21 protein-coding genes are annotated in these 17,608 nt (G+C 73.7%); 12 read left to right on the plus strand and 9 right to left on the minus strand.

Annotated features, from left to right (window positions below; genetic code table 11):
• The first annotated feature begins 78 nt into the window (after nt 1–78).
• A complete protein-coding gene (locus FJK98_RS28025) occupies nt 79–441 on the plus strand; it encodes a PH domain-containing protein (protein ID WP_088647519.1) in 363 nt (120 codons plus the stop codon).
• 43 nt (nt 442–484) lie between these two features.
• On the opposite strand, the gene FJK98_RS28030 is transcribed toward FJK98_RS28025, so the two are convergent.
• The gene (locus FJK98_RS28030) at nt 485–850 is read right to left on the minus strand and encodes a MerR family transcriptional regulator (RefSeq protein WP_145921631.1); all 366 of its coding nucleotides are present in this window, start codon (nt 848–850) and stop codon (nt 485–487) included.
• Nucleotides 851–910: 60 nt separating this feature from the next.
• Between FJK98_RS28030 and FJK98_RS28035 the strand changes: the two genes are divergently transcribed.
• Together FJK98_RS28035 and FJK98_RS28040 are read left to right on the plus strand one after the other, a co-directional pair.
• Entirely contained in the window at nt 911–1,804 is an 894-nt protein-coding gene (locus tag FJK98_RS28035; protein WP_145921632.1) for an NAD(P)-dependent oxidoreductase, read from the plus strand.
• Between the two features lie 80 nt (nt 1,805–1,884).
• The gene (locus tag FJK98_RS28040) at nt 1,885–2,367 is read left to right on the plus strand and encodes a GNAT family N-acetyltransferase (RefSeq protein ID WP_145921633.1); all 483 of its coding nucleotides are present in this window, start codon (nt 1,885–1,887) and stop codon (nt 2,365–2,367) included.
• Nucleotides 2,368–2,465: 98 nt separating this feature from the next.
• On the opposite strand, the gene FJK98_RS28045 is transcribed toward FJK98_RS28040, so the two are convergent.
• Nucleotides 2,466–2,933 (minus strand): GNAT family N-acetyltransferase, encoded by a 468-nt coding sequence (locus FJK98_RS28045; protein WP_145921634.1) that lies wholly within the window; start codon nt 2,931–2,933, stop codon nt 2,466–2,468.
• Nucleotides 2,934–3,053: 120 nt separating this feature from the next.
• Between FJK98_RS28045 and FJK98_RS28050 the strand changes: the two genes are divergently transcribed.
• Both FJK98_RS28050 and FJK98_RS28055 read left to right on the plus strand, forming a co-directional pair.
• Entirely contained in the window at nt 3,054–3,671 is a 618-nt protein-coding gene (locus tag FJK98_RS28050) for a hypothetical protein (protein ID WP_145921635.1), read from the plus strand.
• Between the two features lie 88 nt (nt 3,672–3,759).
• Nucleotides 3,760–4,413: a Uma2 family endonuclease gene (locus FJK98_RS28055; RefSeq protein ID WP_240762398.1), complete on the plus strand. Its 654-nt coding sequence runs from the start codon at nt 3,760–3,762 to the stop codon at nt 4,411–4,413.
• A 51-nt stretch (nt 4,414–4,464) separates the two neighbouring features.
• Here the strand turns inward: FJK98_RS28055 and FJK98_RS28060 are convergent, their stop codons facing one another.
• The 7 genes from FJK98_RS28060 to FJK98_RS28090 all read right to left on the minus strand — a co-directional run bounded on the left by FJK98_RS28060 (nt 4,465) and on the right by FJK98_RS28090 (nt 8,686).
• The gene (locus FJK98_RS28060) at nt 4,465–4,974 is read right to left on the minus strand and encodes a GNAT family N-acetyltransferase (RefSeq protein ID WP_145923043.1); all 510 of its coding nucleotides are present in this window, start codon (nt 4,972–4,974) and stop codon (nt 4,465–4,467) included.
• 45 nt (nt 4,975–5,019) lie between these two features.
• Entirely contained in the window at nt 5,020–5,415 is a 396-nt protein-coding gene (locus FJK98_RS28065; protein ID WP_145921636.1) for a PIN domain nuclease, read from the minus strand.
• Nucleotides 5,412–5,651: a hypothetical protein gene (locus FJK98_RS28070; RefSeq protein WP_145921637.1), complete on the minus strand. Its 240-nt coding sequence runs from the start codon at nt 5,649–5,651 to the stop codon at nt 5,412–5,414. Before FJK98_RS28070 ends, FJK98_RS28065 begins: the two co-directional genes overlap by 4 nt.
• Before the next feature lie 156 nt (nt 5,652–5,807).
• The gene (locus FJK98_RS28075) at nt 5,808–6,203 is read right to left on the minus strand and encodes a VOC family protein (protein ID WP_145921638.1); all 396 of its coding nucleotides are present in this window, start codon (nt 6,201–6,203) and stop codon (nt 5,808–5,810) included.
• Nucleotides 6,204–6,275: 72 nt separating this feature from the next.
• The gene (ychF, locus tag FJK98_RS28080) at nt 6,276–7,361 is read right to left on the minus strand and encodes a redox-regulated ATPase YchF (RefSeq protein ID WP_088647525.1); all 1,086 of its coding nucleotides are present in this window, start codon (nt 7,359–7,361) and stop codon (nt 6,276–6,278) included.
• Between the two features lie 58 nt (nt 7,362–7,419).
• Nucleotides 7,420–8,154, minus strand: a complete 735-nt coding sequence (locus FJK98_RS28085) for a peptidase E (RefSeq protein WP_145921639.1) — start codon at nt 8,152–8,154, stop codon at nt 7,420–7,422.
• Nucleotides 8,155–8,224: 70 nt separating this feature from the next.
• On the minus strand, nt 8,225–8,686 hold the full coding sequence (locus tag FJK98_RS28090) for a hypothetical protein (protein ID WP_145921640.1): 462 nt from the start codon (nt 8,684–8,686) through the stop codon (nt 8,225–8,227).
• Nucleotides 8,687–8,829: 143 nt separating this feature from the next.
• Here FJK98_RS28090 and FJK98_RS28095 point away from each other — a divergent pair, with 143 nt between their 5' ends.
• The 7 genes from FJK98_RS28095 (at nt 8,830) to FJK98_RS28125 (ending at nt 17,589) form a co-directional block, all read left to right on the plus strand.
• Entirely contained in the window at nt 8,830–9,339 is a 510-nt protein-coding gene (locus FJK98_RS28095) for a SigE family RNA polymerase sigma factor (protein ID WP_145921641.1), read from the plus strand.
• The gene (locus FJK98_RS28100; protein ID WP_145921642.1) at nt 9,336–9,926 is read left to right on the plus strand and encodes a hypothetical protein; all 591 of its coding nucleotides are present in this window, start codon (nt 9,336–9,338) and stop codon (nt 9,924–9,926) included. Before FJK98_RS28095 ends, FJK98_RS28100 begins: the two co-directional genes overlap by 4 nt.
• Nucleotides 9,927–10,039: 113 nt before the next feature.
• The gene (locus FJK98_RS28105; RefSeq protein WP_145923044.1) at nt 10,040–11,590 is read left to right on the plus strand and encodes a DNA-3-methyladenine glycosylase 2 family protein; all 1,551 of its coding nucleotides are present in this window, start codon (nt 10,040–10,042) and stop codon (nt 11,588–11,590) included.
• Complete coding sequence (locus FJK98_RS28110; RefSeq protein ID WP_145921643.1) at nt 11,587–12,099, plus strand: methylated-DNA--[protein]-cysteine S-methyltransferase; 513 nt, start codon at nt 11,587–11,589, stop codon at nt 12,097–12,099. Before FJK98_RS28105 ends, FJK98_RS28110 begins: the two co-directional genes overlap by 4 nt.
• A gap of 37 nt (nt 12,100–12,136) precedes the next feature.
• Entirely contained in the window at nt 12,137–13,942 is a 1,806-nt protein-coding gene (locus FJK98_RS28115; RefSeq protein WP_145921644.1) for an ABC transporter ATP-binding protein, read from the plus strand.
• 95 nt (nt 13,943–14,037) lie between these two features.
• Complete coding sequence (locus tag FJK98_RS28120) at nt 14,038–15,870, plus strand: ABC transporter ATP-binding protein (protein WP_145923045.1); 1,833 nt, start codon at nt 14,038–14,040, stop codon at nt 15,868–15,870.
• Nucleotides 15,871–16,014: 144 nt separating this feature from the next.
• The gene (locus FJK98_RS28125; RefSeq protein WP_145921645.1) at nt 16,015–17,589 is read left to right on the plus strand and encodes a trypsin-like serine protease; all 1,575 of its coding nucleotides are present in this window, start codon (nt 16,015–16,017) and stop codon (nt 17,587–17,589) included.
• Nucleotides 17,590–17,608: the final 19 nt, after the last annotated feature.

Here is a 17,608-nt window from a genome sequence, read left to right on the forward strand (position 1 = left end):
AGGCATGGGGAGACTAGTCGACCGGGCTGACGGGCGGGCAACGGCCGACGCTGGCGCCCACTTCCTACCGTGGAACCCATGGCAAATGTGACGTACGACCGCAAGGAGCAGTTCCAGCAGATCCGCAGCGGACTGCTCGACGGGGAACAGATCATCGCCGTCTACGACGCCATCGGCACCGGCACCGGGTTCATCGGCCTGACCGACCGGCGGGTGATCATCCAGGACCGCTCGTTCGTGGGCAAGAAGTTCGCGATCACCAGCATCCCGTACTCGAAGATCACCAGCGTGAGCGTGGTGAGCAACAAGTCGTGGGGCGGGGAGTTCTTCTCCACCGGCGCGATCGCCGTGCACGTCGGCACCCACACCTACGAGGTGGAGTTCCGGGGCGCGCAGAAGAGCCACCACGTGCACAACGTGATCCTGCACTACATCTCCTGACCACCGGCCCGCCCGCCGACGCCTCGGCCTCCCGGCGGCCAGCTCACGGCCGCCGGGCGGGACCACCCGTGGCGATCAGGGCGTCGAGGATGTCCCGGGCGGCGGCGAGCCGCTGGATGGACGCGGTGATCCGGGCCCGTTCCTCGGCCAGGCCGTCGAGCAGTTCGGGGCAGGTGGGGGCGAGCACCGTGGTGTCGTCCGGCACGCAGGGCAGGATCTCGGCGATCACGGCCGTACCGAGCCCGGCCGAGAGCAGCAGCCGGATGTGCCGCACGGTGGTCAGCGCCTGCTCGCCGTACTCGCGGTAACCGCTCGATCGCCGGTCGGGCCGCAGCAGGCCCTGCTCCTCGTAGTAGCGCAGGGCCCGGGTGCTCACCCCGGCCCGCCGGGCCAGTTCGCCGATCCGCATGCCGCACAGCAGACCGCGGACTTGACCTTCACGTCAACGTGAAGGTCTACCGTCCCCGGCATGAGCGATCGACAACTCACGCACCGTACGCCGGTGGCGGTGCTCGGCCTGGGGCCGATGGGCCGGGCGCTCGCCGCCGCCCTGGTCTCCGCCGGGACGCCGACGACCGTCTGGAACCGTACGCCGGACCGGGCCGGCCCCCTCGTGGCGCTCGGCGCGACGGCCGCGCCGACCGTCACCGGGGCGGTCCGGGCCGCCCCCGTCGTGATCACCTGCCTGCGGGACCCGGCGGCGGTCGGCACCGTGCTGGCCGCCCACGACGACTGGGCCGGGCGGACCGTCGTCGACGTCACCACCGGCCGACCGGACGAGGCGCGGGCGCTGGCGGACTGGGCCGACGGGCACCGGGTCGACCTGGTGAAGGGCGCCATCCTGACCCCGACGCCGACCATCGGCACACCCGCCGCCACGGCACTGTGGTGCGGCAGCCGGCCCGGCTTCGACGCCGTCCGGCCCGTCCTGGCGGCCTTCGGCGGCACCCCCGGCTACCTCGGCCCGGACCCGGGCGCGGCGGCGGCGTACGACATGGCGCTGCTCGACCTGTTCGGGACGGCGGTCAGCGGCCTGACCCACGCCTTCGCGCTGGCCTCGGCCGAGGGCATCGCCCCCCGGTCGTTCGCCCGCTACGCCGCCGGAATCGCCCCGATGCTCGCCGAGATGACGGCCCGCTTCGCCGATCAGCTCACCGAGGGGCGGTTTCCCGGCGACCGGTCCACCGTCGCCTCTGCCGGCGCGGGCCTCGGCCACGTCATCGCGACCACCGAGGCCCACGGCATCGACTCCGGGGTGCTGCGCGCCGCCCGGTCGGTCGTCGAGCAGGCGGTCGCCGCCGGTCACGGCGGGGACGGGCTCGCCCGGCTGGCCCGGTTCCTCGACCCGGCCCGCCCCGGCTGACCCCCGCCGCGGGTCGGCCTTTGGAATACTCGGGCGCATGCGGACGACTCTCCACAGTGGCCGGCCGGAGCGGGTGCGGCGTGTTCCTGCGTGACGTGCTGGCCACCGACGTCGAGGCGTACCAGCGGATGCGCTGCGACCCGGCGATGATGGCCGAACTCGGCGGGCCGCTGCCGGCCGCCCACGTGGCCCGGCAGGTCCGCCGGGACGCCCAGCTGGCCGCCGACGGCGTCGCGCTGATCAAGATGATCGTGGTGGACGACGCGGTCGCCGGGACCGTCACCCTGTGGCGCGGGCCGGGTGACGGGGCACTCACCGAGATCGGCTGGATGGTGCTGCCCGAGTTCCAGGGCCGGGGCCTGGCCAAGCAGGGCGTACGCGCGCTGCTCGACCAGGCCCGCACCGAGGGGCGGGGAGACACCGTGCACGCCTTCCCGGCGGTCGGCAACGGCCCGTCGAACGCGATCTGCCGGGCGCTCGGGTTCACCCTGCTCGGCGAGGAGGACGTCGAGTTCAACGACCAGGTCATCCGTACCCGGCACTGGACGCTCGACCTGACCTGACCTGACCTGACCTGACCTGCCCGGGTCGGGTCGGGTCGGGTGGCCTTGCCGCGGCCGGGGTCGGGGCACCCGCCCCGACCCCGGGGTGTGCCGGCGTACTACAGCCTTTTGATCATGCGGATGGCGGTGGCCTCGAAGCCCATCTGCTCGTAGAGCGCCCGCGCGCCGGTGTTGAAGCCGAAGACGTTCAGCCCGATGGCGACCACCCCCAACTCCCGGCACAGTCGCTCGGCGGCCTCGATGATCGCCCGGCCGTGGCCCTGGCGACGCAGTTCCTCGCGCACCTGGAAGTCGTAGCCGAAGGCGTGCAGGCCGTCGGACTTCTGCTCCAGGTGCAGCCAGAGCCGGCCGATCTCGGCGTCGCCGTCGTACGCCGTCCACAGCCGGTGCCCCTCGGTGCCCAGGCCGTCGGGCAGCAGACCCTGGAAGTCCTGCCGGGCCTTCTCCCGCGCCTCCGGCAGCGGCATCGCCCCGGAGGCGACGATGTTGCGCGCGTAGTCCTCCTCGGCGTGTTCCCGGTAGCGGAGGTACTGCTCGTCGGTCATCGGTTCCAGTCGCAACGCCACGCCGCCACGGTAGGGCAACACCGCCCCGCCCGCCGCCCCGTGGTCGCAGGTCGACCGGCGACCCGTGAGAGCGCCGGGTCCCGGCTGGCGTTCGGCGGGACCGGCTGTCAGCCTGGGTCCGTGCGGTACGACCCCCGACGGCACCTCTGGTCCGCGCTCTCGGTCGCCCAGGTGCGCGCGTTGTTCACCACCTGCCCGGCGCGCTGGTGGCTCTCCGGGGGATGGGCCATCGACCACTGGCACGGCAGCGGCAGCCCGAGCCGACCGCACGGCGACATCGACGTCAGCACCCTGCGGCCCGCGCTGCCCGCCCTGCGGCCCGCGCTACCGGCGGACCTGCGGCCGTTCGCGGCCCGGCGGGGGCATTTGTTTCCCCTGGGGAAGCGGCACGACGACCCCGAGGTGCACAACATCTGGGTGCACGACCCCGGTCGGGACCGCTTCGTCCTCCAGATCAACCTGGAGGACGGTGCCGAGACGGGCTGGCGCTACCGACGCGATCCACGGATCACGCTCCCGTGGGACTCGGCGGTGGCGTCCGTCGACTCCGTACCGACCGGGACGCCCGTCACCCAACTGCTGTGGAAGTCACCCGACCCGCGCCCCCGCGACGAGCACGACCTGGACGTCGCCCACCACCTGCTGGGCCCGGCCCAGCGGCGGTGGCTGCGCGACGCGGTCCGGCTGGCCCACCCGCACTCGCCGTGGGCGGACGACCCCCGGCTGGGGCACCCCTGACCCGCGCCCCTCGGCGGCGGCGAGGCAGCCGCGGACCGCGGCTGGGCGGGCTGGGATCAGGCGTTGAAGCGGAACTCCACCGCGTTCCATGGCGGAGCAGAGCCCGGGCGGGCGAGCGCAGGAGGCCGGGACCGCGACTACCGAATGCTACGGTGACGGCATGACTGCGGTGCCCGAGTGGATGCGGCCGCCCCGCCCGGAGGGGTGGTACGCAGACGACCTCGACACGCTCGCCGAGGCACCCCGTCACACCGAACTGATCGACGGAGCGCTCGTCTTCATGATGTCCCCCCAGCGGGTCTGGCACGCCCGGACGGTCACCGCGCTGGTGAACGCCCTGACCAACCAGGCGCCCCCAGGCGTCGAGGTCGACAGGGAGATCACGATCCGACTCGACAGATGGAACCGTCCCGAGCCCGACCTCCTGGCAGCGGCAGCACCTTACGACCCGTCGCGGACCTTCTACACACCTGAGGAGACCCTCCTGGTCGTGGAGGTGGTGTCGCCGGAGTCGGCCCACCGCGACCGTACGGTCAAGCTGCGCAAGTACGCGGAAGCCGGCATCGCCAACTACTGGCGCGTCGAGGAGGAGGACGGATCACCTGTGGTCCATGCCTACGAACTCGACGAGCCCACCCGGTCGTATGTGCCGGCCGCGATCCATCGACACGGCCTGCGCACCACGACGCCGTTCGAGATCACACTCGATCTGGACGGGCTGGTGCCGGGCCGCAAGGCCTGAGCGTGGCGACCACCACACGCTGGAGCGAACCTCACCGGATCCCGTCGCCGGTCACCGTGACGGTGGCTCGGGAGCGCCCAGATTCAGGAACATCACGTGCAGCCCCACCAGGCCGTGCTCGGGGTGGTCGAATGCCTCGGGGACAGTGGCGAGCACCTCGAAACCCAACGAACGCCACAGCCGGACCGCGACCTCGTTCGACTCGACGACCGCGTTGAACTGGATGCTTCGGTAGCCGGCGGCCCGTGCCCACCCGACGACGTGCTCGCCGAGTGCGCGACCGACGCCACGACCGGAGTGCCGTGGGTCGACCATGAAGCTGGCCGTTGCCACATGCGCGCCGCGACCGGGCCGGTTCGGACCCATCTTCGCGCTGCCGAGAACGGTCGGCCCGTCGATCGCGACGACGGTGCGGCCCGGAGGGGACTCCATCCACCACCCGCGAGCCTGTTCCAGGGACAGGTTCCCGGGGAACGCGTACGAGCGGCCCTGCGCCACGATCTCCCTGAAGAAGGGGTAGATCGCAGGCCAGTCGCCGTCCTCGGCGTCTCGGATCGTCACCGGATCACCGTAGGACCGGTCGATAGGCCCGACAACGCGATTCACCTACAGCGCTATGGTCCGCACCTGCCGCCCGCACAGCTTGACCATGTCGTCGACATCGGATGTCAGGAGCGCCACCGGTGCGGGTAGCCGTAGCGCCACCTCGGCGACCATGGCGTCGATGGCGTACTTGTGCCCATGTAGCCCTGCCGCCTTCAGTAGCGCAGCACTGCGACGGGCACTCTCCTTCGTCACCACCTCCACCCGGATCCGGGACAGCAGCCAGTTCAGCCGCGCGATGTCCACACCGGAGTGGGAGACCTCGATGATCGTGGCCGCCGACATAGCGAGATCGACCCCGTCACGCTCCGCCTGCTCCAGCAGGCGCATTACCTTTCGATCCTGGTCGATCCACCCTGAGAAGCCCTGCGAGTCGAGCACCAGCGACTCAAGGCTCACGCCGCACGCCCGATCTCCTCGGTCCCGTGCAGGAGCGCCCGAGCCTCGGCCATTTCCTCGTCAGTGAACGCCCCGAGGTCGCCTTGGTAGCGATCCAGCTCCTCCCGGAGAAGTCTGCGCCGCTCGGCCCGCTCGGCCAGCTCGGTGAGGTAGCCGGAGACGTTGTCGGTGTGCGTCTTCATGCTTTCCAGCAGCTCTGCCGGCAGCGTGATCGTGACCTTCTTCGTCCTCGCCATTCACCGACCATACCATGGTGTTACCGCCGCTGAGCGAACCGATCCGATGCGGCAGAGGTTGGACCGGGAATCAGACGTTGAACCTGAATTCCACGGCGTTCCGTAGGCGATCAACCTCTGTCGGATCTGTTTGTCCTGGCAGCCATGCCCACATGCTCAGTCGCGGAACTGCTCGAACATCACCTCGTAGCCGTCAGGGTCAAGGCCGTAAAAAATCTCGGCGAACCCCACGTCCTCCGGCTCCAACGTGACGGGAAGACCTTCGCGTCGCCAGATCTCACGCGCCGCCGCGATATCAGCAGTCGGCACCACGAGGACGAAACCGCTACCGAGCGGACCCGACCGGGCAGCTCGCTCGCGCTCCGCGTTGTGATACCCGTGCGAGTGACGGCTGGAGAGGATGAGCCAGGTGTGGCCGAACGTCAGGTACCTCAGCATCGGCTGATCTTGATTTGGGATCTGCCGAAACCCGATCTGGCGATAGAGCGCGATCGACCGCTCCAGATCGTCGACCCGAAGTCCGACCTTCAACTGCCGTGCGCCAGCAACCATGCCTTCAGGCTAGAGCTCACCTGTGCACCGCCCATCGCGATGGGGCGCAGGAGACGTTGGACCGGAATCCGACTACACGTTGAAGCGGAACTCGACCACGTCGCCGTCCTGCATGACGTACTCCTTGCCCTCGATCCGGACCTTGCCGGCGGCCTTCGCCGCCGCCATCGAGCCGGCCGCGACCAGGTCGTCGTAGGAGACCACCTCGGCCTTGATGAAGCCACGCTGGAAGTCGCTGTGGATCACCCCGGCGGCCTCCGGGGCGGTCGCGCCCACCGGCACGGTCCAGGCCCGTGCCTCCTTCGGCCCCGCCGTGAGGTACGTCTGGAGCCCGAGCGTGCGGAAGCCGACCCGGACGAGCTGGTCCAGCCCCGGCTCGGACTGCCCGATCGACTCCAGCAGCTCGCGGGCCTCCTCCTCGGGCAGGTCCACCAGCTCGGATTCGATCTTGGCGTCCATGAAGACGGCCTCGGCGGGGGCCACCAGGGCACGCAGCTCGTCGAGGAAGGCGGCGTTACCCAGCTCGGCCTCGTCGACGTTGAACACGTAGAGGAACGGCTTCGTGGTGAGCAGGTGCAGCTCCCGCAGGTGCTCCAGCTCGATCTTGGCGGCGGCGGCCCCGGCGTAGAGGGTGGTGCCGCCGTCGAGCACCTCGACGGCCTGCTTCGCGGCGGTCACGGCGGCGGCCCGGTCCTTGCGGAGCTTGGCCTCCTTCTCCAGCCGGGGCAGCGCCTTCTCCAGGGTCTGCAGGTCGGCCAGGATCAGCTCCGTGTTGATCGTCTCGATGTCGTCGGCGGGCGAGACCTTGCCGTCGACGTGCACCACGTTCGGGTCGGAGAAGGCCCGCACCACCTGGCAGATCGCCGAGGCGTCCCGGATGTTCGCCAGGAACGCGTTGCCCCGGCCCTGCCCCTTCGACGCCCCCCGGACCAGGCCGGCGATGTCGACGAACGACACCGGCGCGGGCAGCACCTTCTGCGACGAGAAGATCTCGGCGAGCTTGTCGAGCCGCGCGTCCGGCAGCCCCACCACCCCGACGTTGGGCTCGATCGTGGCGAACGGGTAGTTCGCCGCGAGCACGTCGTTCTTGGTCAACGCGTTGAACAGGGTGCTCTTGCCGACGTTGGGCAGGCCGACGATGCCGATGGTGAGACTCACGACGGGCCAGCTTACGCCGTCACCCGGCAGGCAGCCCCGTCGGCACCGCCGGGACGGCTCAGGCGGTGAGCAACCGGGGCTCGATCCGGGTCTCCCGCACCCCACCGGCACCGTCCGGCACCACCTCGTACGCGGCCACCCCGGCCCGGTCGGCGACCGCCTCGGCCAGCCTGGTGCCCCGGTAGACCAGCCCCACCCCGTCGTCGGTGCAGTGGCTGGCCGGCAGGGTGCCGTCGGCGACCAGCCGGTGCAGCAGCGGCCGGCGCTGCGCCTCGCTGTCGTAGTGCACCCCGTTGCCGTACGGCAGCCAGCCCAGGCCGTCGGTGTAGGCGCGCAGCCGCCGGCCGAAGCTGTCGGTGGTGCCGCCGACGTGCCAGCAGATCGAGCCGGCGGAGACCCCGCCGAGCACCACCCCGGCCTCCCAGCACTCCCGCAGGATCTCCGGCAGCCCGTGCACCCGCCACACCGCGCAGAGGTTGGCCACGCTGCCGCCACCGACCCAGATGATGTCCTGGCCCAGCAGGTGCGCCCGGACGTCCTCGACGTTGGGCATCGGGAACAGCGCCAGGTGCGAGGGGCGGTAGCGGGTGCCGGCGAACGCGCCGTGGAAGACCGTCAGCGAGGTGGGCTGGTCGCCGACGGCCTGGTTGAGGTAGCAGATCCTCGGTTCGTCGGCCTGCGCCAGCTCGGCCATCAGGTCGAAGACCGGCCCCGGGTCGGCATCCCACGGGCCCCGGTCACGGCTGGTGAAACCCATGCTGGTGGCGACGATCGTCGGTTCGGTGGCGGGCATGCTGGTCCTCTCTGCGGCTGGCTCCGCTGCCATCCTGCGCCACCGCCGTCCCCCGGCCCGCCGGCCGGGGTCACCCGGCGAGTCGCCAGCCCGCCCCGCCGTCGGCCACCCCGGGCAGTTCGCCGGCCGCCGCGAGCGGCAGGGTGAGCCGGTCCCCGGCGCTCGGGCCGGCCCGTTCGGACTCGCCGAGCATCCAGCGCACCTCGTCGACCGTCCAGCCCAGGCCCCGCCGGCCGGCGATCTCCCGGACCAGCCGTCGGCCGACCCGGGTGTCGTCGTCGTAGAACCGCATGCACCAGTGGTGCGCCCACATGCCCAGGGCCCGCAGGCCGGCCGCGTCGAGGGAACCGGCGAGCCGGCCGCAGGCGGTGTCGGCGAACGGCCGTGCCGGATCGTCGGCCCGGTCCCGCTCGATCGCCCCGAAGGCGGCCGGCGCGACCACCCGCATCCGGTCGTAGAGGCCCTGCGCGGCGGCGTCGTCCAGCTGCCCCCGCCCTGACCGAGGGTCGCCCCGCCCGGTCACGCTCGCCATCGCCGCACCCTTTCTGGAGTTGGTGCCGGGACGCTACCGACCACTACCGACACTTTCCGAACCGGAAACTGCCCCCGGCGACCGGGATAGGCGGGATGAGCTGGGGCGTCTGTATCGGTGACAGACAACGACGGGGAGGGTGGGTGGACGAGGACGATCGGGTCCGGCTGGCCGAGTTCGTGGCCAGCCGGGCACCGGCCCTGATGCGGGTCGCGTACCTGCTCACCGGGGACCGGCACGCCGCCGAGGACCTGTTCCAGTCGGCGTTGGCCAGGACGATTCCAAGGTGGCGTGACCTGCGCCACACCGACCCGGAGGGTTACCTGCGCACGGTCATGTACCGGGAGCAGGTCAGCTGGTGGCGGCGGCTGCGCCGGTACCGGGAGACGCTGCTCACCGGCGTCGACGACCGGGCCGGGCCGGACCTGTTCGGCGGCACCGACGTACGGCTGGCGATGCGGGCCGCGCTGCGCGCGCTGCCGGCGGCCCAGCGCACGGTCGTGGTCCTGCGCTACTACGAGGACCTGACCGAGACCCAGGTGGCCGCCGCGCTCGGCTGCTCGGTCGGCACCGTGCGCAGCCGCACCCACCGGGCCGTGGCCCGGCTGCGGCAACTCCTGCCGGACATCGAACTGCTGGAGGTACGGCGGTGACCACGCCCATCGAGAACCTCATCCGCGCCACCCTCTCCGACCTCGCCGAGGAGGCACCGACAGTGCACGACCAGTTGAACCGGGCGGAACGCCGGGCCCGGTCCCGCCGCCGCGCCACGATCACGATGAGCGCGGTCGGTGTCCTCGCCGCCGTGCTGATCGGCACCCCGCTCGCGATGGCCGCCAGCGGTGGCGGGGACGCCCCGCCCGCCGTACCGGCCACGACGCCGAGCGGGCCGCCCGCCGCGCCCGTCCCGGCAGCGGTGACCGACCCCCCCGTCGACCAGGACGCCCGGACCGGCCGCGGCGCGCCGGCACCGGCCCGGACCGCCATTCCCGCACCGCCGGGCAAGCCGGCCTCGACGGCCGTACCCGCGACGTCCACTCCGGCACCGCCCGCCATTCCCGCATCGCCCGCGACGACCGCCGTACCGGCATCGCCGGTTCCGGCGTTGACCGCGCCGCCCGTCGACGGGCCGCGCACCGGCCCGGTCACCGCACCGGCCCCCGCCCGCACCGCACCGCCCGTCGACCGGGCCCCCGCGACCGGCCGGACGGCCGCCCCGGTCCCGGCACCCGGGCGCTGACGCACGACCTCCCCACCCCGGACCGTCCCGGGGTGGGGAGGTTACCGCCGCCCGCACGCTCAGGTCCGATTCCCGCGAGCCACCGCCGGTGAGCTGCGGGCATGATCGGTGACGTGGAGTTGGACTTCGAACGGTGCTACCGGGCCGTGGACAGCCGTGACCAGCGGTTCGACGGCTGGTTCTACACGGGCGTCACGTCGACCGGGATCTACTGCCGGCCGTCCTGCCCGGCGATCACCCCGAAGCGGCGTAACGTCCGCTTCTTCCCGTCGGCGGCCGCCGCGCAGGGGGCCGGCCTGCGGGCCTGCCGCCGGTGCCGGCCGGACGCCGCGCCCGGCTCGCCGCAGTGGGACGTCCGCGCCGACGTGGTGGGTCGCGCCATGCGGCTCATCGCCGACGGGGTGGTCGACCGGGACGGCGTACCCGGGCTGGCCGCCCGGCTGGGCTACACGCAACGGCACCTGCACCGGATGCTCCGGGCGGAACTGGGGGCCGGCCCGCTGGCACTGGCGCGGGCCCAACGTGCCCAGACCGCCCGGACGCTGATCGAGACGACCGGGCTGGGACTGGCGGAGGTGGCGTTCGCGGCCGGGTTCGGCAGCGTACGGCAGTTCAACGACACCGTCCGCCAGGTGTACGGGACGGTGCCGTCGCAGTTGCGTACCGGGCGGGGCGGGCCGCCGACGCCGGGCGGGGCGGGCACGATCACGCTCCGGCTGGCGTACCGGCCGCCACTGCACGCCGCCGCCCTGCTGGAGTTCCTGGCCGCCCGGACGCTGCCCGGGCTGGACGAGGTGCACGACGGGACGTACCGCCGGGGGTTGCGGCTGCCGCACGGCCCGGCGGAGGTCGCGTTGACGCCGACGACCGGGTACGTCGTGGCGACGCTGCGCCTGGCCGACCTGCGGGACCTGGCCCCGGCGGTGGCCCGGTGCCGTCGCCTGTTCGACCTGGACGCCGACCCGGAGGCGGTCGACCAGACGCTGGCCGCCGATCCGGCCCTGGCCGGGGCCGTCGCCGCCGAACCGGGCGTGCGGGTGCCCCGGGCGGTGGACGGCTTCGAGATGGCGCTGCGGGCCGTCGTCGGCCAACAGGTTTCCCTCCCCGCCGCCCGCACCACCCTCATCCGTCTCCTCACCCACGCTTCCGCCCCCACCCGCCCCGACCTCGACTCCGGTGATCAAGAGGTTTGCGTCACGGAGAGCGCTTCCCTGCGACGTGAACCTCTTGATCACCGCGCCGAGGCGGGTGGGAGCGGCGGCGAGCCGGGTGGGGGCGGGTGGGGGGTGTGGGGGTTTCCGGGGGCGGAGGAGGTGCTGGGGTTGCCGGATGCGGCGTTCGGGATGCCGGCCGCCCGGCGGGAGACGATCCGGGCGCTGGCCCGTGCGGTCGCCGCCGGGGAGGTCGACCTGGAGCCGGGCAGCGACCGGGCGGAGACGGTACGACGGTTGACCGCGCTGCCCGGGATCGGCCCGTGGACCGCCGGCTACCTGGCCATGCGGGCCCTCGGCGACCCCGACGTCCTGCTCCCCACCGACCTCGCGGTACGCCGGGGCGCCGCCGCCCTCGGCCTGCCGGCCACCCCCACCACCCTGGACACGTACGCCGACCGCTGGCGGCCCTGGCGGTCGTACGCGGCGATCAGACTCTGGAGAGCGGCATGACGACCCTCGGCACCACCACCATGGACACCCCGACCGGCCCGCTCAGCGTGCTTGTCGACCCGGACGGCGCGGTCCGGGCCGCCGGTTTCACGGCCGACCCGGACAGCCTGCTGCCGCTGGTGCACCCGAGCCTGCGCGGCCCGCTGGAGCCGTACGCCGACCTCGGCCCGGTGACCGCCGCCGTCCGCGCCTACCTCGACGGGGACCTGACCGCGATCGACGGGGTGCCGGTGCGGCAGCACAGCGGCGGGGCGTTCCAGACCCACGCCTGGACCGTGCTGCGCGACGTCAAACCCGGTGAGCCGGTCACCTACACCGGGTACGCCGCACTGGCCGGCCGGCCCGCCGCGGCCCGGGCGGCCGCCGCCGCCTGCGCCCGCAACGCCGCCGCCCTCTTCGTCCCCTGCCACCGGGTGCTGCGCACCGACGGCACCCTCGGCGGCTACCGGTACGGGCTGCCGGTGAAGAAGTGGTTGCTCGGTCACGAGCGGCGGCTGACGGCAAGCTGACAGCGGCATCGACGCCGTTCGACGCTACCGTCGGGTAGTGCCTGCGCAGCGCGACGGCGACCCGGCCCCGAGGGCGGACGGTCGGGTCCGGTCGCTGCGCAACCTCTGGCGGCTGCGCCGCTACCTGCGCCCGTACGCCCCCGCGTACGTCCTGCTGCTGCTGGCGGCGCTGGCGGCCACCGGGGCGGGTCTGGCCGTACCCCTGGTGGTGCAGCGGGTGGTGGACGGGCCGATCGCCCGGCACGACCCGGCGGGGCTGCTCCGCCTCGGCGGGCTGACCCTGCTGCTCGGCCTGGCCGAGGCGGTGCTGATCTTCATCCGGCGGTGGAGCCAGTCCTCCTCCTCGGTCGGCATGGAGGCGACCATCCGCGCCGACCTGTACGCCCACCTGCAACGCCTGCCGGCCGGCTTCCACGACCGCTGGCAGTCCGGGCAGCTGCTCTCCCGGGCGATCAGCGACCTGTCGGTGCTGCGCCGGTTCCTCTCCTTCGGGCTGCTGTTCCTGGTGCTCAACGTGGTCACCTACGTCGCCGTGGTGATCCTGCTGATCCGCCTGCACGGGCCGCTGGGGCTGCTGGTGGCGGCCAGCGCGGTGCCGCTGTTCCTGATCAGCCGCCGGTTCGGCCGGCACTACCACACCTCGTCGCGGCGGATGCAGGACCAGCAGGGCGACGTGGCCACCCTGGTCGAGGAGACCGCGCAGGGGCTGCGCACCATGAAGGCGTACGGGCGGGGGCCGGAGCTGGCCGACCGGTTCGCCGGGCGGGCCCGCGCCCTGCACGACACGGGCGTGGCCAAGGGGGCGCTGCTGGCCGGCGCGTCGGCCCTGTTCGACCTGGTGCCCAACCTGACCCTGGGCGCGACACTGGTCGGCGGCGCGACGCTTGTCGCCCGGGACGCGTTGACCATCGGCGAGCTGGTCGCCTTCGTCAGTCTCCAGCTCATGCTGATCTGGCCGGTGCAGTCGCTCGGCTGGATCATCGCCAACGGGCAGGAGGCGGCCACCGCCGCCGACCGCATCCAGGAGGTGCTGGACACCCCGCCGTCGATCGTGGACGCCCCGGACGCCGTACCGCTGGCCCGCTCGGCGGTGCGGGGCCGGCTCCGCTTCGAGGGGGTGTCGTTCCGCTATCCGGGCAGCGCCGAACCGGTGCTGCGGGAGATCGAGCTGACCGTCGAGCCGGGCGAGACGCTGGCCCTGGTCGGGGCGACCGGCTGCGGCAAGAGCACCCTGCTGTCCCTGGTGCCCCGGCTGCACGACGTCACCGGCGGCCGGCTCACCCTGGACGGGCACGACCTGCGCGGGATACGGCTGGACGCGCTGCGCCGGCTGGTCGGGGTGGCCTTCGAGGAGCCGACGCTGTTCTCCATGTCGGTCTGGGAGAACCTCACCCTGGGCTGCCCGGACGCCACCGACGACGAGGTCCGGGCCGCGCTGGCGCTGGCCCAGGCCGACTTCGCGTACGACCTGCCGTGGGGGTTGGCGACCCGGGTGGGCGAGCAGGGCCTGTCGCTCTCCGGCGGGCAGCGGCAACGGCTGGCGCTGGCCCGCGCGGTGCTCGGCCGGCCGGCGCTGCTGGTCCTCGACGACCCGCTCTCCGCCCTGGACGTGCACACCGAGGCGCTGGTCGAGGCGGCGCTGCGCCGGGTGCTGCGGGACACCACCGCGCTGCTGGTGGTGCACCGGCCGTCGACCGTCGCGCTGGCCGACCGGGTGGCGCTGCTCGACGGGGGTCGGATCACCGCCGTCGGCCGGCACGGCGACCTGCTGGCCACGGTGCCGGCGTACCGGGCGGTGCTCGCCGCCGGGCCCGCGCCGGCACCGGGGCTGGTGCGCTCGTGAGTCCCCGGCCGCCCCGGCAGCGCCACGCGGCCGGGGACGACGGCCGGCCACCCCGACAGGACGGCACGACCGGGGGCGACGGCCGGTCGGCCGCGCTGGACCACTGGCGGGGCCGGGCCACCGACCCGGACGCCGACCGCAGCCGCGCCGAGGACGACTCCCCGGAGGCGGTGGCCCGGCTGCGGGGGCGCAGCCGGGCGCTGCTGCGTGACCTGCTCCGCCCGCACCGCAGGTCGCTCGGCGTGGCGGTGGGCCTGCTGCTGGCCCAGAACGCGGCCGCGATGGCCGGGCCGTACCTGGTCATGCTCGGCATCGACCGGGCGGTGCCGCCGCTGCGCGCCGGGGACCCGGGTCCGCTGGCCGCCGTCGCGGGGGCGTTCGCCGTCGCGGCCGTCACCGAGTACGCCGCCCGGCGCAGTTACCTCGCCCGCTCCGCCCGGATCGGCCAGGCCGTCCTGCTCGACCTGCGCCAGCGGGTGTACGGCCACCTGCTGACCCTCTCGGTCGGCTTCCACGAGCGCTACACGTCCGGTCGGGTGGTGTCCCGGCTCACCAGCGACGTCGACTCCATCGCCGAACTGGTCGACGGGGGGATCGACACCCTCGTCGCCGCCGCGCTGTCGGTGCTGTCGGTCGCCGCCATCCTGCTCTGGCTGGACCTGCCGCTGGCGGCGGTGACCCTGCTGGCGTTCCCGTTCCTGTTCTGGCTGTCCCGCTGGTTCGCCCGCGCCTCGGCCCAGGCCTACCGGCACAGCCGGGAGGCGGTGGCCCTGGTGATCGTCCATTTCGTGGAGTCGTTGCGGGGCATCCGGGCGGTGCAGGCGTTCCGCCGCGAGCCGCGCAACCAGCAGATCTTCGTGGCGGTCAACGACGAGTACCGGCGGGCCAGCCTGCACGGGTTCCGGTTGATCGCCACGTACTCGCCGGGGATCAAGGTGATCGGCAACCTCACCGTGGCCTCCGTGCTCGGGTACGGCGGCTGGCGGGTGCTGGGCGGCGACACCGAGGTGGGGGTGCTCGCCGCGTTCCTGCTCTATCTGCGCCGGTTCTTCGACCCGATGCAGGAGCTGAGCCAGTTCTACAACTCGCTCCAGTCGGCGACCGCCGCCCTGGAGAAGCTCGCCGGGGTGCTCGACGAACGACCGGGGGTGCCCGAACCGGCATCGCCGGTGCCGTTGCCGGCCGGGCCGGGTCGGGGCGCGGTGGCGTTCCGCGCGGTCTCGTTCGGTTACCGGCCGCAGACGCCGATCCTGGCCGGGCTGGACCTGGTCGTGCCGGCCGGGCAGACGGTGGCCCTGATCGGCCCGACCGGCGCCGGCAAGTCGACGGTGGCGAAGCTGCTCGCCCGCTTCCACGACCCGGACGCCGGCACGGTGGAGCTGGACGGCGTCGACCTGCGGGACCTGTCCGACGCCGAGCTGCGGCGGGCGGTTGTGCTGGTGACCCAGGAGAACCACCTGTTCGGCGGCACGGTGGCGGAGAACATCCGGTTCGGCCGGCCGGCCGCCTCCGACGCGGCGGTGCAGGCGGCGGCGCGGACGATCGGCGCGCACGACTTCATCGCCGCGCTGCCCGACGGGTACGCCACCGAGGTGCACCGGCGCGGCGGCCGGCTCTCCGCCGGGCAACGGCAACTCGTCGCGTTCGCCCGCGCGTTCCTGGCCGACCCCCGGGTGCTGATCCTGGACGAGGCGACGTCGTCGCTGGACGTGCCGACCGAGCGGCTGGTGCAGCGGGCGCTGGCCAGCGTGCTGCGGGACCGCACCGCGCTGGTGATCGCGCACCGGCTCTCCACGGTGGAGACCGCCGACCGGGTGCTGGTCGTCGACTCCGGACGGATCGTCGAGGACGGCCCGCCGGCCCGGCTCGCGGCGACCGGCGGCCGGTACGCCACGCTGCACCGGCAGTGGCGCGAATCGCTGAGCTGACCGGTCGTTGGGGACAGCCGGTGGCTCACCGGGCGGCTAGACTCGGCCCGCATCGATGGGCCTCGCCCCTGTTCCCACCGGTCCGACCGGTCGGGCGGGCGTGGCGGGGTCGATCGCGTCGCCGGCATACGGGGAGGTTGCGGCGTGCGGATCCGTGGACGAGTGGTGCTGGCGGCGGCGCTGGCGCTGAGCACGGTGGGGACGACCGGGGTGGCGTTGGCCGTGGACCGGGGCGCCGGTCCGGCCGGCGGACCGACAGGTGGCACCTGGGCGGCCGGGGCGGTCCCGGTCGCCGGGCAGGCCCACACGGCGACCCGCACCGACGCCGGTGGCCGGGCCGCGACGCCTGCCGCACCGCGCCCGGCGCCGGTGGCGAGCCGCCCGGCGGCCCAGGTCGCCCAGGCGGCCCCCGCCTCGGTGAGTTACCTCAGCGACCGTTACCGGGTCTCCCCCGACGAGGCCGCCCGCCGGCTGGCCCTCCAGGAACTGTCCGCGCCGCTGGCCGACACCCTGGCTGCCCGCTTCCCCGACGCGTACGCCGGGATGTGGCTGGACCAGGCCGGCGGCGGGGTGCTCACCATCGCCGCCACCGACCCGGCCCGGGTCACCGGGGCGGTCGCCGGGCTGCCGGACGCCCGGCACGTCACCGTCGTGCCGGCCCGGCACTCGCGGCGCGACCTGGACGCGGCGGCGATCCGGCTGGCCGGGACGCTGGGCGTCACCGCCGGGCGGGACGTGCTGGTCGACGAGCGGGCCAACGAGGTGCTGGTGCTGACCGGCGACGCGGTGCCGGCCGGTGACACCCGGCTGGCCGGCGCGCTCGACTCGGCCGGGGTGCCGGTGCGGACCCGGGCCCGGCTCGACGACGGCACGGTCCCCAAGGCGTGCGACCCGCGCTACTGCGCGCAGGCGCCGATGCGCGGCGGCATCCGGCTGGACGTGCCCCGCGACGACGGCACCGTCGGCGGCTGCACCACCGGCTTCAACGTCCGGGCGAAGTCGGGGCGGTACTACGTGCTGACCGCCGGGCACTGCGTGGTCGGCGGCCGGCACCAGCGCGTGGACGACACCTGGCACCAGTTCCTCGGGCCGAAGGTGCCGGTGGGCATCGAGTCGACCAACCCGGTGCTGGCCGAGAACGCGTTCCCCTACGACTACTCGGTCCTGCCCTACGCCGAGGGGGCCAGCACCCGCTGGGCGTACCCGAGGCGCGGTGTCGGCAGCACGCCGAGCCTGGTCAACTACTGGTGCGTGGCCGACAATCCGGCCTGCGCCAGCAGGGGCAGCCGCGACGTGCCGATCACCGGCGTCACCGCGTACTCCGCCGTGCAGGCCGGCTGGGTGGTCTGCGCCACCGGCTCGGCGTACACCCCGAAGGCCGGCGAGCAGTACGTCGACTCGGGCGCGGGGGCCGGCTACCTGCCGGGCACCCGCTGCGGCGAGGTCATCGGCAAGGCCAGTGGCGGCATCGACGTACGGGTGTGCGCCCGGCCGGGTGACAGCGGCGGCCCGCTGTTCACCGAGTCCGACGGGCGGGCCCTGGGCATCCTGAGCAACGGTGACGACGGCGAGGGGCCCTGCACCAACCCCAACGAGAAGAACACCTACGCGCCGGTCTCGGTGATCCTCGACCGGGTCAACGGCCGCACCGGGCTCGACTTCCAGATCGCCACCAAGGGGCCGCTGCTCGCCCCACCCACCGGCTCCTCGAACCGGTAGCCGGGGCGGGGCGCACGCC

The sequence above is a fragment of the Micromonospora sp. HM134 genome (assembly GCF_007833915.1).
GTDB lineage: Bacteria > Actinomycetota > Actinomycetes > Mycobacteriales > Micromonosporaceae > Micromonospora > Micromonospora wenchangensis.